The sequence below is a fragment of the Flavobacterium sp. ASV13 genome (assembly GCF_000745775.1).
Classification (GTDB): Bacteria; Bacteroidota; Bacteroidia; order Flavobacteriales; family Flavobacteriaceae; genus Flavobacterium.
Map to the genome: position 1 here is coordinate 366,914 of NZ_JQJY01000009.1, position 14,523 is coordinate 381,436.

At 34.7% G+C, this 14,523-nt stretch carries 11 protein-coding genes; 2 read left to right on the forward strand and 9 right to left on the reverse strand.

Annotation, left to right across the window (positions count from 1 at the left end; genetic code table 11):
• Window positions 1-371: 371 nt before the first annotated feature.
• The 9 genes from GQ47_RS19700 to GQ47_RS19735 all read right to left on the reverse strand — a co-directional run bounded on the left by GQ47_RS19700 (window position 372) and on the right by GQ47_RS19735 (window position 11,764).
• A complete protein-coding gene (locus GQ47_RS19700; RefSeq protein ID WP_035652039.1) occupies window positions 372-2,090 on the reverse strand; it encodes an ATP-binding protein in 1,719 nt (572 codons plus the stop codon).
• A 136-nt stretch (window positions 2,091-2,226) separates the two neighbouring features.
• Window positions 2,227-3,351, reverse strand: a complete 1,125-nt coding sequence (locus tag GQ47_RS19705; protein ID WP_035652123.1) for a histidine kinase — start codon at window positions 3,349-3,351, stop codon at window positions 2,227-2,229.
• 149 nt (window positions 3,352-3,500) lie between these two features.
• Window positions 3,501-4,580: a porin gene (locus GQ47_RS19710; protein WP_035652040.1), complete on the reverse strand. Its 1,080-nt coding sequence runs from the start codon at window positions 4,578-4,580 to the stop codon at window positions 3,501-3,503.
• Between the two features lie 449 nt (window positions 4,581-5,029).
• Window positions 5,030-5,581: a K(+)-transporting ATPase subunit C gene (locus GQ47_RS19715; protein WP_035652042.1), complete on the reverse strand. Its 552-nt coding sequence runs from the start codon at window positions 5,579-5,581 to the stop codon at window positions 5,030-5,032.
• Window positions 5,582-5,701: 120 nt separating this feature from the next.
• Complete coding sequence (kdpB, locus tag GQ47_RS19720) at window positions 5,702-7,759, reverse strand: potassium-transporting ATPase subunit KdpB (protein WP_035652044.1); 2,058 nt, start codon at window positions 7,757-7,759, stop codon at window positions 5,702-5,704.
• An 8-nt stretch (window positions 7,760-7,767) separates the two neighbouring features.
• Window positions 7,768-9,489 carry a potassium-transporting ATPase subunit KdpA gene (gene kdpA, locus GQ47_RS19725; protein ID WP_035652045.1) on the reverse strand — a complete coding sequence of 574 codons (1,722 nt, stop codon included), beginning with the start codon at window positions 9,487-9,489 and terminating at the stop codon, window positions 7,768-7,770.
• A gap of 103 nt (window positions 9,490-9,592) precedes the next feature.
• Window positions 9,593-9,670, reverse strand: a complete 78-nt coding sequence (gene kdpF / locus GQ47_RS23245) for a K(+)-transporting ATPase subunit F (RefSeq protein WP_081909388.1) — start codon at window positions 9,668-9,670, stop codon at window positions 9,593-9,595.
• A gap of 132 nt (window positions 9,671-9,802) precedes the next feature.
• Complete coding sequence (locus tag GQ47_RS19730; RefSeq protein WP_026985832.1) at window positions 9,803-10,084, reverse strand: DUF7674 family protein; 282 nt, start codon at window positions 10,082-10,084, stop codon at window positions 9,803-9,805.
• A 330-nt stretch (window positions 10,085-10,414) separates the two neighbouring features.
• Window positions 10,415-11,764 (reverse strand): sigma-54-dependent transcriptional regulator, encoded by a 1,350-nt coding sequence (locus GQ47_RS19735; RefSeq protein WP_035652125.1) that lies wholly within the window; start codon window positions 11,762-11,764, stop codon window positions 10,415-10,417.
• A gap of 167 nt (window positions 11,765-11,931) precedes the next feature.
• Between GQ47_RS19735 and GQ47_RS19740 the strand changes: the two genes are divergently transcribed.
• Together GQ47_RS19740 and GQ47_RS19745 are read left to right on the forward strand one after the other, a co-directional pair.
• A complete protein-coding gene (locus tag GQ47_RS19740) occupies window positions 11,932-13,143 on the forward strand; it encodes a polysaccharide deacetylase family protein (RefSeq protein ID WP_035652046.1) in 1,212 nt (403 codons plus the stop codon).
• A 95-nt stretch (window positions 13,144-13,238) separates the two neighbouring features.
• Complete coding sequence (locus GQ47_RS19745; protein WP_035652047.1) at window positions 13,239-14,255, forward strand: LLM class flavin-dependent oxidoreductase; 1,017 nt, start codon at window positions 13,239-13,241, stop codon at window positions 14,253-14,255.
• Window positions 14,256-14,523 lie beyond the last annotated feature (268 nt).

Genomic DNA, 14,523 nt, shown 5'->3' on the forward strand with positions numbered 1-14,523 from the left:
ATTTTTCTCTTAATTGAACCTTAAGTGAATATTAATTTGTTGGTTTTAAATGAGGTAGTTGAATTAAGATTAGCTAAATTATTATAGGTAAAACAGAATATATTGTGTAATCCCTACGGGATAAATATATGTGTGCAGAAATTTTTCTACCAATATATAATCTCTACGAGATACTCCTTTAGGAGTTAAATATTGGTAGAAAAAAATATAAATTACAAGAAAGTCCCGTAGGGACGATCCATATTGTAGGGCCGGATTTCAATTCAGTTTAATAATATGATATAGCCTATAATTGTTTTGCATTGTGGAATTTCTTTGTCAACCGGATTGAAATCCGGCTCTACAATATGGATCGAGCCTTTGGCTCTTTTTTACACTTTCAGTGAAAACCAAAACGTGCTCCCCAATCCCAAATTACTCTCAACACCAACATTTCCATTTTGAGCTTCAATAAATTCTTTACTAATAGCTAATCCCAATCCCGTTCCGGATTTCTGACTTCCAGGAACCTGAAAATATTTGTCAAAAACTTTGTCTTTATATCTTGTGTCAATTCCTTTTCCGGTATCGATCACCTGAAATACAATTTGATTTAGTTCTTTTTTAAGTTTGATATTAATCGTGCTTTTTTCAGAAGAATATCGAATCGCATTTGACAAATAATTAATCAAAACCCAGCCTGTTTTTTCGCTGTCGGCTTTTACGTCTTGAAGATTTTCATCGGCATCAATTACTAATTTAATTTGTTTTTGTTCCGCCTGAACTTTTACCGCTTCAACAGCATAATTTACAATTTCATGCGGATTGCTCTTTTCGATATTCAGCTGAATATTTCCCGTTTCCAATTGTGATAAATTGAGCAATTCGCCAGTAATTTTTAATAAGCGCTGGCTGTCATCTTTTATACTTTCGACCAATTGTTTTTGATCTTCGTTCATGTCGCCTGTTTTTTCATTTTCAAGCAATTTCAGGCTTAATTTTATCGAGGCAATTGGTGTTTTTAATTCGTGTGAAACGGTAGCAATAAAATTGGTTTTGGCAAAATCCAGTTCTTTAAAAAGCGTAATATTTCGCAGAATAATAACATCGCCAATATTGATTTCTTTTTCTTCTCCCGTTGGAATTATGGTAATATTTAGAATTTCTTTTTCGAAATAACTTTCTTTTCCGTGCGCATAAATTTTCAGCGGTTGTTTTTTAGGAGAATCTGTATCCTCTTTCAAAATCAAAGACCGAATCAAATCATTTGATAACGCTAGAGTAGAAGCCGATTTCCCAATAACATCTTCCAGTTTCAAACCAACAATTTTCAACGCTTCATCATTGGCAAACAAAACAATATTTTCATGATCTAATCCAATAATAGGATCGTTCATATTATTGATTAAAGTTTCGAGTCGTTTCTTTTCAAAAAAGAGTTTGTACAAATTACTGTCGTTATATTCCTGAAGTTTTTGTGCCATCGTATTAAACGATTTGGCCAAATCGCCAAATTCGCTATGACTCGTAAAATGTACTCTTTCAGAATAATTTTTATTCGCAATTTCCTTAATACTCAGCGTTAATTCCTTAATTGGATTTGCAATATTATTTGGGAGATTAACCAATAAATTAAAAGCAATCAAAAAGCATAAACTTCCCACAATGGCAATCCATAAATTAGCATTTTCGGCGGTATGTTTGGCTATATCGCTTTTCAGTTTTATCGCATCCAGATTCAGTTTCATAATAGCAAAAATATCCTGTCTGATTTTTGTTTTTATGGTTTCGTTTGCTCCGTTTTGTTCTAAAAGCGTAAAACTTTTTTCAAGGTTTTCGGTTGCTTCTTTTTCTCCGGGTTCGGTAACATTTTGCATTTGTTTTTCAAGATATTCCTTGAAAACATGAATTTTACTATCAGGACTCGCTTTAATTTCATCCAAAGACAAAATCATATTTCGCGAATATTCCAGCGTATTATAATTCGCTTTCAGAATATTCTCGGTATCTGCTTTTATCAAAAAAACAGAATAACCGCTCACTAACGAAAGTATAATGATCATTAAAAATAACAATCCAACTCCCAGATTCAATTTGGTTTTAATTCTCATGACGTTTATTTAAAAACAAGTTTTTTTTATTTGAACCATTAAGATATTAAGTAAATTAAGCTTTACTTAATGAAACTTTGAATGAGAAAATTAAGCATAGTCTTTATTTACTTAATATCTTAATGGTTAGAAAATATTACGACAGAATAACAAGATCAACATTTGATAAAGACAGTTTGTTTAGCAAACGCCTGAAAATTGTTGTAGACAAAATTACTTTAAATAAATTCAAATGCGGTTTTCCGATACACACAGTTGTAATTTGTTTTTCTTCTACGGTTGCCAAAATCGCATCGGCAATATTACTGTTTTCCAGTTTAATAACTTCTGCACCCAATTGTACGGCGAGTTTAAAGTTATTAATTAAATGCCTTTGTTTGTCCAAAGCAATTTTATTACTGCTTTCCTGCGGAGTTTCCACGTACAAAACATACCACAATCCGTTATAATAACTAGAGAGTCTTGCTGTTTTTCTAATTACAATTTTAGCCGTTTTATCATTACTGCTAATGCAGGCCAAAAGTTTCTCATGTCGTAAAGCATGAAGATTCGGAACTTCATTTTCAACTTTTCGAACGACCTGACTCGCTACTTCTTTCAAAGCCAATTCCCGAAGTTGTAAAATCTGTTCCGATTTAAAAAAGTTCGTTAAAGCCGTCTGAATTTTATCCGGAGTATAAATTTTTCCTTCTTTCAAACGTGCAATCAAATCTTCAGATGTTAAGTCGATATTCACGACTTCATCTGCCAATCGCAAAACATTATCCGGAATACGTTCCTGAACATCAATATTGGTAATACGTTTTACATCTTCATTTAAACTCTCAATATGCTGAATATTGACAGCCGAAATCACATTAATCCCTGCTTCCAGAATTTCTAAAACATCCTGCCAGCGTTTTTCATTTTTGCTTCCTTCAACGTTCGTGTGCGCTAATTCATCTACAATAACTACTTCTGGACGAAGGTTGATAATCGCCTGAACGTCGAGTTCTTCCAATTCTTTTCCTTTATAAAAAATGGTTCGTCTCGGAATTATAGGCAAACCTGCTAATAATTCATGCGTTTCCTTTCGCATGTGCGTTTCGATGTAGCCAATTTTTACATCGATTCCGTTTTTCAATAACGAATGCGCTTCCTGAAGCATACGAAAAGTTTTGCCCACACCGGCGCTCATTCCAATGTAGATTTTAAACTTCCCCTTTCGTGATTTCTGAATTAAATCGAGAAAGTGCTGTGCGTTATTATTTTCGTTTTCCATATTTTTTGGTTTAACCATTAAGAGATTAAGGAAGTTAAGCTTTTCTTTGACTACAGAACATTAAGCTTAATGTTCTGTATTCTAGATTTAAAAGAGGTGCTAAAACTTAATTTCCTTAATATCTTAATGGTAAAAAAATCTTTTAATGTTTAGAAAGAAATCGCCAGCGAAGTCGTTACAAACGTATTCGTATCCGTTGGAAGATTATCTTTATTGGTGAAGATTTCGTCTTTACTTGAAAGATTTCTCGCTTCAATTCTAAACATAACATTATCAGTAACTAAGTAATCAAAGTTAGCCGAAAATCCGTAAGTTTTAAAACCGTTTGGCGTTTCAGTTGCGATGATTACACCTTTTTCATCACTATAATATTCACCTCGTACTGCAAGCTGAATCTTGTCAACTGGTTTGTATTGCAGAATCAAAACGGGCGAAAACCAAGTATCGTATTTATCACTTCCTTTAGCCGATTGCTGAGATCCAATATCAAAACCAGCCGTAATATTTGTCTTTTCCGTTACCTTAAATTGTCCGTAAAAGTTGTTGAAATAACGCCATTTTTTATCAATATCCGGCTGTTCATTTCCAACATAAGTACTCCAGTTCAAAGCAACCCGATCAGAAGGTTTGTAAGTAATCTGAGTTCCAAAAGCAGGTGTTTGATTACCTTCGACTTTCTCGATTCTCTGCCAGCCATTCAAGTACATACCCGCTAAATACCATTCTCCAGATTCAGAAGTATAACCAATTTTAACTCCCGTTTCATAATAAGGAGAATTCTCAGCCAGAATACTTCTTGTCAAAGTCTGGCAGTCTTTTCCAATTGCACTTTCAAAACCAATATGCGAAGGCATAATTCCCGCATCAACCCATAAATTATGGCTTTTCGAAATCTTTACACCAACATTCGCCTCGTAAACATTTTTCAATAAACCTTGCTCGGCAGACATATTATATTCGGCATAAGTTCCGGCCATCAAAGCAAAATTTCCTCGAATATTTTCCTTTGAATAATTCACTTTTGCCATTCCCAAATTCAGGTTTACCTCGTTGCTTTTATTATAACTGTAAAAAAAGTTTGGCCGAGTATGATTTTCAGGTTTCCCGAAATCATAACTATAATAAGCGTCAACATATCCTGAAAATGTCAATGGACTTTTAGATTCTTCTTGTGCTTGTAAATTGCTATAACCGAAAGCGATTAAAGCAGTAAGTATTATTTTTTTCATTTTTGTGGTATTCTATTATTTATTAGTAGATTTTTTAGGAGCTAATCCCGCTATCCGTTTCAATCTTTTCCTGGTCTCGTTTTTTTAAACGAGACCAGGAAAAGGATTTCCACTTCTATCGGGGCTAGGGCATTTGGGGTAAAAAGGCGTTTTTGTTTCCTGCAAGGTTTCCAAAACCTTGTAGGTATTTAATTTTTGCGCTTTGTTTGTCATTCCGAGGAACGAGGACACGAGCGATAGCGAACTGGCGAAGCAATCTCCACAAGAAACTCCGTATAGAAATTCGCCAATCTTTGTCGAGCTACTCGCGGAGATTCCTCGTTCCTTGTAATGACAAACTTTGCGGTTACTTCATGATAATAGTTGATGCAGATTTTTCATACCTACAAGGTTTTGAAAACCTTGCAGGAGATAAACTTAGAATCTCAGTATCTTAGAACCTTAGCGTCTTAGCGTAGCGCATCCAGCGCCACATTCAATTCCAAAACATTAACCGTTTCAGGTCCAACAACAGCGGTATTAATTTTAGATTCCACCAAAGCTTTTACTTTAGTTTCATCCAGTTTTCTTTCTTTAGCAATTCGTTTCACCTGAATCAAAGCGCCTTGCGGAGAAATATTCGGATCTAAACCACTTCCTGAAGCCGTAACCATATCAGATGGAATATCAGATTTTTTTAAATAAGGATGAACCAATAAAAGCGTATCAATTCTTTTTTGAACCAAAGCCAAATAATCAGGATTGCTTGGACCTTTGTTGCTTCCGGCACTTCCCGCTGCGTTATAATCAACAGCCGAAGGTCTTCCCCAGAAATAATTCGACTTATCGAATTTCTGACCAATTTTTTGGTAACCAACCACTTTTCCGTTAACGGAAATAGTTTCTCCTTTTCCTTGATTTGGAGCAATTTGTGCGATTCCGTAAATCGCTAAAGGATAAATAACTGCGAACAAGATTAAAGTAGCCACAGTAAGTTTTATTATAGAAAATAGATTTTTCATTTCTTTAAAGTTTCTAAGAGACTAAGTCTCTAAGTTTCTAAGTTTTTTAATTGTGATAAATAAGTTTTAAAGATTCTAAGAAAAAAACTTAGAATCTTAGCAACTTAGCGCCTTAGCATCTTACATAAATAATGCTACTAGCAAATCAATAACTTTAATTCCGATAAAAGGGACAATCAGACCACCAAGACCATAAATCAAAAGATTTCTTTTTAAGATGGCACTTGCTCCAATTGGGCGATAATCAACCCCTTTCAGCGCAAGCGGAATCAATATCGGAATGATAATCGCATTGAAAATTACAGCTGATAAAATGGCACTTTCGGGACTATGCAAATGCATGATATTCAAACCTTGAAGCGCAGGAATCGCAGTAATAAAAAGAGCAGGAACAATAGCAAAATATTTCGCAACGTCATTTGCAATAGAAAAAGTAGTTAAAGTACCTCGAGTCATTAAAAGCTGTTTTCCAATTTCAACAATTTCGATCAGTTTCGTTGGGTCATTGTCAAGATCGACCATGTTTCCTGCTTCTTTTGCCGCTTGAGTTCCGCTGTTCATAGCAACTCCAACATTTGCTTGGGCAAGAGCAGGAGCATCATTTGTTCCGTCACCCATCATGGCAACCAATCTTCCTTCAGCTTGCTCTTTTCGGATATAATTCATTTTATCCTCAGGTTTAGCTTCGGCAATAAAATCATCAACACCAGCTGCTTCGGCAATAAATTTCGCTGTTAAAGGATTGTCTCCAGTAACCATAACCGTTTTGATTCCCATTCTGCGCAAGCGCTCAAAACGTTCTTTCATTCCGGTTTTGATAATATCTTGAAGTTCGATAACACCTTGAACTTCATTGTTTTTGATTACTACTAATGGAGTTCCTCCGTTAGACGAAATGGTAATAACTTGTTGGGCAGTATCTTCAGGGAAAGAATTTCCGGCTTGTTGTGCAATGTTTTTTGCAGCATCTTGTGCGCCTTTACGAATGTTAGTTCCGTCTTTTAATACGACTCCAGAAGTTCTGGTTTCGGCAGTAAATTTGATAGTGTGTGAAATATCAGAAGTAGTCTTTAAGAAACTTGCTTTCGTTTCATTTTTTACATCTATCATTTCACTCAACTCCAAAATACTCTTTCCTTCAGGAGTATCATCTGCAAGCGAACTCAAAACAGCCGATTTCACGAAATCATCAAAAGAAATTCCTTTTGTAGGATAAAAATTGGTTGCTTTTCTGTTTCCAATGGTAATGGTTCCAGTTTTATCCAAAAGCAATACGTCAATATCTCCAGCAGTTTCAACCGCTTTACCCGATTTTGTAATTACGTTAGCTCGTAAAGCTCTGTCCATTCCCGCAATACCAATCGCAGAAAGTAAACCCCCAATTGTAGTTGGTATCAAACAAACGAACAAAGCAATGAAAGCCGCAATCGTGATGGGTGCGTTGGCATAGTCGGCAAACGGTTTTAGCGTAACGCACACAATCACGAAGATCAAAGTAAATGCGGCTAATAAAATGGTTAAGGCAATTTCGTTTGGTGTTTTCTGACGGCTCGCACCTTCAACTAAAGCAATCATTTTATCTAAAAAGCTTTCGCCAGGTTCAGAAGTTACTTTTACTTTGATTTTATCAGATAATACTTTTGTTCCTCCGGTAACCGAAGATTTATCTCCGCCAGCTTCTCGGATTACAGGAGCACTTTCTCCGGTAATGGCACTTTCGTCGATTGTAGCCAGACCTTCGATAATTTCTCCGTCAGCAGCAATTAAATCGCCGGCTTCGCAAACGAAAATATCGTCTTTTTTCAATGCCGAAGAACTAATATTTTTTATTTCTCCGTTTGGCATAATTTGTTTAGCCGGAGTTTCTTCACGTGTTTTTCGTAAACTGTCGGCTTGTGCTTTTCCTCTTGCTTCGGCAATGGCTTCGGCGAAATTCGCAAATAAAAGTGTTGCCAGTAAAATTAAAAACACAATTAGGTTATAAGTAAAACTACCTTGGTCATTTGCACCCATTAATATTGAAATGCAGACAGCAAACATAATGGCTGTTCCAATTTCTACGGTAAACATTACCGGATTTTTGATCATCATTTTTGGATTAAGCTTCACAAAAGACTGCGCTAAGGCTTCTTTTACCTGTTTACTTTCAAACAATGATGTGGATTTATTAGTTGTCATTTTTTATATTATTTTAAAGTAAAGAATTCTGCCAATGGACCTAAAGCCAATGCTGGGAAGAATGATAAAGCAGCGATAATTGCGATTACAGCAAAAGTCATAATTCCGAAAATTGATGTGTCGGTTTTTAAAGTTCCTGCACTTTCTGGAATGTATTTTTTACCTGCTAATAAACCTGCAATTGCCAGTGGTCCAATAATTGGAATAAAACGGCTCAATAGTAATACAATTCCTGTAGTGATATTCCAGAACGGATTATTATCTCCCAGACCTTCAAAACCAGAACCGTTATTGGCAGCACTTGAAGTATATTCGTATAACATTTCAGAGAATCCGTGATTTCCAGGATTGTTTAACCATCCTGTTGCATTTCCGTTAAACCAATAACCCATTGCGGTATCATGCGCAGCAAAATAAGATGCTAAAGCAGTTCCGGCTAAAATCAATAATGGGTGAAGAATGGCGATAAAAGCCGCAATTTTCACTTCCCGCGCTTCGATTTTCTTGCCTAAAAATTCAGGAGTTCGACCAACCATTAAACCGGAGATAAATACAGCCAGAATAATGAAAATATAGTAGTTCAAAATACCAACACCACATCCGCCGTAAAAGGCATTTACCATCATAGATAATAACTGCATAGTACCAGACATTGGTATAGAACTATCGTGCATACTGTTTACAGAACCTGTAGAAATTACTGTTGTAGCAATACTCCAGAAACCTGACATTGAGGGACCAAACCGAACTTCTTTTCCTTCCATCGCTCCGGTTGCTTGTGCAATACCCATTTTTTCGATAGCAGGATTTCCGTTGATTTCACTCATAACTGTTGGAACAACCAGAAGTAAAAAACCAACCGTCATTACACCAAATATGATATTCGATAATTTTCTTTTGTTGAGGTAAAATCCAAGAGCAAAAATCATCGCAAACGGAATAATCATTTGCGCCCAAAGTTCAACTTGGTTAGTAAAATAAGTTGGGTTTTCTAATGGATGCGCTGAGTTGGCTCCAAAAAATCCACCACCGTTTGTACCAATATGTTTAATCGCAATAAAGGCTGCAGCTGGTCCGCGAGAAACTTCTACATGATCTCCTTGTAAAGTTGTAATAGCATCTTTACCTTCAAAAGTCATTGGAGTACCGCTAAATACTAGTGCAACAGCCACAATTGCTGAAAGTGGTAATAAAATACGAGTACAGCTTTTGATGAAATAGTTGTAAAAATTGCCTAATTTTTCTGTCGTTCTTTCTTTCATTGCCGTAAAAATCATTGCGGCAGCAGCCATCCCGATACCAGCAGAAACGAATTGCAGGAACATCAAGACGATTTGTGAAAGGTAAGAAACCCCGCTTTCGCCTGAATAATGCTGTAAATTACAGTTTACGATAAATGAAATAGCCGTATTAAAAGCCAAATCTGGCGTCATGGACGGATTATTATCCGGATTTAAAGGTAAAGAGCCCTGAAACAATAAGACAAAAAAGCAAAGAAAGAACCAAACCATATTAATACTTAAAAGTGCTTTTAAGTGTTGTTTCCAGTTCATTTCTTCAGCCGAGTTAATACCGCTTATTTTAAAAATAAATTTTTCAATTGGATTGAAAATCGGATCAAGGAGTGTTTTATCTCCCAAATAAACTTTAGCAATATATTTTCCTAACGGAATCGCTAAAACAATGGTTAAGATAAAAATACCAATGACGCCTAATAATTCTGTGTTCATAATTTTTATATTTTTTAGTGAAAGGTGAGGAGTGATTTGTAAAATGAGTTGATGAATAAATTAAGTTTACATTTCACATAAAGCATTTCACTTTTTACATGATTTAAAATTTTTCGGGTTTGATTAATACATAAACCAAATACACGAAAACAGCGATTGAAATAATAAATAGTGCAGTCATGATTTAGATTTTTTCAAAGAATTCAACAGAGAGAAAACAAATGGCAAACAGCACAACGGCCAGCCCGAGTAAAAGAAAAGTGATCATAGGATAATTATTTTAGAATTCAGATTTTAGATTGTCGCTTGGCGATTAAACACCAGAGGCATTAACCTGCTTGATATATTCTGCTTTAAGCGTTTGAGGAAAAAGGTGTGAAATGTTGCAGTGACGCACTTCCATAAAAGAAGAAACCGAAAAAACATACACATTAGAAATGGCGTTTTTAGTTTCGATGCTTCCACTAATAAATAGACGTTCAGCAAGAGCAAGACATTTTTTTGCCCGAACGATGTTTCCGGAAATAATCGATTTTTTGGTGATTTCGGCAAAGCGTTCGGCTTGTTTGTAGATTGAGGTGACTTGATTTTTCATTTGGAATGAATTTTTAATGTTCTCTCTCCTTATGCCAAAATATGTTCCGAAAAATCCAAGTGATAGCTAAAGTGTTGTCAATAAAAGGAATGTAGTTTTGTGCCAAAAAATAGGTATAAAAAAAGCCTATCAAAATGATAAGCTTTTATTGAAATGATAAGATTCTTTTAATTATTAATTATTAATTATTAATTATTAATTATTAATTATTAATTATTAATTGTTAATTGTTAATTGTGAATTGTGAATTGTAAAATGTAACCTACTTTGACATTGGAATTTGGACTCGAGCGATAGCGAACAGGCGAAGCAATTTTTAAATTTTGGAATTTAATTTTTCTCTATCCCATATTCTTCCAATTTTCTGTACAAAGTCGCAATCCCAATTTCTAATAATCGAGCCGTTTCAGCTTTATTTCCTTTTGTATAATTTAAAACTTTTTGAATATGCAATTTTTCAACACTTTGCATCGAGAATGCCGACATAGATTTAGTGCTTTTTTCGGCTTGATGCTGCATTTCGTACGGCAGAACATCAGATGTTAAAGTATCGCCACTACTCAAAATAACCGATCTTTCGATAATATTTTTAAGTTCGCGGATGTTTCCTGGCCAGGAATAGTTTTCTAATTTCTGCAGAAAATCATCACTAATATGTAAAGTTTTTTTATTCGTTTTTTCAGAAAACTGTTTTACGAAATGATTAGTCAAGACGGGAATATCTTTAATTCGTTCTCTTAAAGAAGGTAATTTTATTTCGAAGATATTCAATCGGAAATACAAATCAGAACGAAAACGATGTTCGTCACTTTCTGTTTTTAAATCTCGGTTTGTAGCCGCAATTAATCTGAAATTTGATTTTTTTGGAGTGGTATCTCCAACGGGAATATATTCGGAAGTTTCTAAAACACGCAATAATTTCGCTTGAAGATCAATTGGCATTTCGCCTATTTCATCGAGAAATAGAGTTCCTCCATTCGCTTCTTCAATAAAACCTTTTTTATCTTTTACAGCTCCCGTAAAAGCACCTTGTTTATGACCGAAAAGTTCGCTTTCTAGAATTTCTTTAGTGAAAGTACTGCAGTTTAATGCCACAAAAGATTTCTCAACACGATTACTGTTTTCGTGAATCGCTTGTGCAAAAACTTCTTTTCCTGTTCCGGTTTCACCTGTAAGTAAAACAGTCGAATCGGTTTTGGCTACTTTTTGAGCGAGATCAATAACTTGTTCAATTCCTTTCGATTTTCCAATAATGGTGTTAAAAGAATATTTATCGTTGATGCGTTTTTCAAGTTGCTGTACTTTCTTTTGTAAATGCACTTTTTCAACGGCTTTATAAAGAAGCGGAATAATTTTGTCGTTATCGTCTCCTTTTACAATATAATCGAAAGCGCCATTTTTCATCGCCTGAACACCGTCTGGAATATTTCCAAAAGCAGTCAGCAGAATAACTTCTGTCAGCGGAAAACTTCCTTTTATGTTTTGAAGAAAATCAACACCATTTCCGTCAGGTAATTTTACATCACATAAAACAACATCAATATCCGTTTGTTCCAGTTTTTTAAAACCTGATTTTAAATCTTTGGTTTCAAAAACTTCAAATCCTTCCGATTTTATAATTCTTGCCAGCAGACTTCTCAGTTTTTCTTCGTCGTCTATAATTAAAATTTTGTGTGTCATTTGCAGATAAGCTAAAACCGAATGGGTATTTTGATGTACAAATTTAGGTTTTAAATCAATTCTCTTTTTTGATTCAGCAGAAATTATTTTCAAAAGAGTAATTGGTTTTAAAATTATTTTTTCAAAAAGAAATGTACTTTTAAGCAAAAATTGAATCTATATAATTTATGTTAAAACGCATTCTTCTTATCGTTATACTATCCTTCGGATATTTTACTTGTTTTTCAAATGAAATAAACCAGAAAGATTCTTCAAAATCAAAAGTCATTTCGTTTAAAATTAAATTAAAATCAGAAGAAAAAGCCAAAATTAAAGTTGCTTCTTTAAAATACAACAAACATTTCGCTTACAGTTTTACTCTTGATGATGGATATCGTTCAGCTTATTTAACAGCATTTCCATTATTGAATGGAGGAAAAATAAGCAATCCGGATAAAAACGAATGGAAAATTGATCAGGGTGGAGATGGAACAACTTCAAAAGGCCTTTTTTATTCGGATGGATTCGGAAATAAAATCCCTTTTAAATTGGCTTTGGCAATTAATGGAGGGGCAATTCGCGATTTGCCAGCAAACCGCGGACATCTTTCCTGGCCCGAAATTAAAGAAATGTATAACGCAGGTTGGGATATTTTGAATCATGGTTTTCATCATGCCACAAAACATGGCACGAATTATTTAACAGAAGTAAATGAAAATACAACTTCGATAAAACAGAATCTTGGTTTTACAATGTCACATTTTGTAGTTCCGGGCGGAGAAGGCGATGAGAAATATTATTTGGAATATGAAAAAGATGCACTTAATAACGGACATTTTTCGGTAGCGTCTTATTATGGTGTTGGCCCAGTTTTTAAAATTGATTCAAAAATGAATCTAGATAAAATGATTACGGCTAGAACTTTTGTGCAGAGTTCAAAAGATACGACTAGTTTTAAAACCATGGATCGTTATTTAAAAACTTTAGATTCGATCGTAAAACAGCCAATTCCAGTTTGGTTTAACGAATTCACGCACGGAACAGGAAATACAAATTTGTGGAACTTAAGCATGCGTTTTCCTGATTTCAAATATTACATGACGACTCTAGCTGATAAATATGGTGTAAAAGGAAATGATTCAGTCTGGATGGCGCCATGGCAGGAAGTTTACGAATATATCTGGTTGAGGGATCGAATAAAAATTGATTACACACAAAAAGGAAAAGATGTAGAAGTGAAAATTGTAATTCCTGAAATCCCTGAAGCATTTAGATATCGAGAAATTTCATTAGCGATTGAGACTTCTTCTAAATTCGAAATGGAATCTGGCAAAGATCTAATTATAAAAAATGATGGTAAAACAAACCATAAGCTGATTCATCTGAAATTGAAACAATAAACATTTGTAGCTACAAATATTATAATTCAATTAACATTAGAAAGCAAAGTGCATCAATATAAATGACTTAATTTTGCACCTTAGCATTATTTTATATGAAAAAAACAATTTCAGTTTCAATATTAGAGCTTGCAATCATCAATCAAGATAGCAACGCGACCAAAACATTTCAAAAAACAAAAGACATTGCGCAATTAGCAGATAAATTAGGATACAAAAGAATCTGGCTTGCAGAACATCACAACATGGCACACGTTGCAAGTACAGCAACGGTTGTTTTAATTGGATATGTAGCAAGTCAAACCGAGAATATTCGTGTAGGCTCAGGCGGAATTATGTTGCCCAATCATTCTCCTTTAGTAGTGGCAGAACAATTCGGAACATTAGAAACGCTTTATCCAAACCGAATTGATTTAGGTTTAGGAAGAGCACCAGGAACAGATCAGCCAACTGCAGAAGCTATTCGGAAAGACTTTTTTGAACAAGCGCAGCGATTTCCTCAAAATGTAAGCAAACTCCAAGAATATTTTTCTAGCGAAAATGCAACAGGAAAAGTTCGTGCTTTTCCAGCTGAAGGTCTTAACGTTCCAATTTGGATTTTAGGTTCAAGTATGGAAAGTGCAGCTTTAGCCGCAGCTTATGGTTTGCCTTATGTCTTTGCTGGACATTTTGCTCCAAAACTGATGATTCAGGCATTTGAATTCTATCGTGAAAATTTTCAGTCTTCGCAGTTTTTAGACAAACCCAAAACAATGGCGTGTGTAAATATAGTAGCAGCTGATACAAATGAAGAAGCCGAATTATTGTCGACAAGTTTGTACCAAATGTTTCTAAACTTAATTAGAAATGATCGTAAAGGTCTACAGCCACCGGTTACATCGCTTGACGATATTATGAATGAAGCAGAACGCTATCATGTTAATCAGATGACAGCAGGAACATTCACGGGAAACAAAGAACAATTAATTACAGATCTAAAAAAGTTTATCAATTACGCTAACATTGATGAATTGATGGTTACAAGTCCTATTTTTGATCATCAGGCAAAATTAAAAAGCATTCAAATTACAAAAGAAGTAATAGATAGTTTAAACGAAAGTATACATATATAAGTATACATAATATATAAGAGTAGATTTCACTCACGCAACCCGACAGTTTTTGAAAACCTGTCGGGTTTGTTTTTTTCTATACATATATATGTATATAGAAAGCTATACTATATATAAGAGTAAAAATAACCGAATTTTGGATTGTATATAAGGAGCTATTTCCCGCTATTCGCTCCAATCTTTTGCTTTTTAAAGAAAAAAGCAAAATGATTTCCGCTTCTATCGGGGCTATGGCAGTTGTTTTCAGAAGAAATCCCCCGAAATAAAA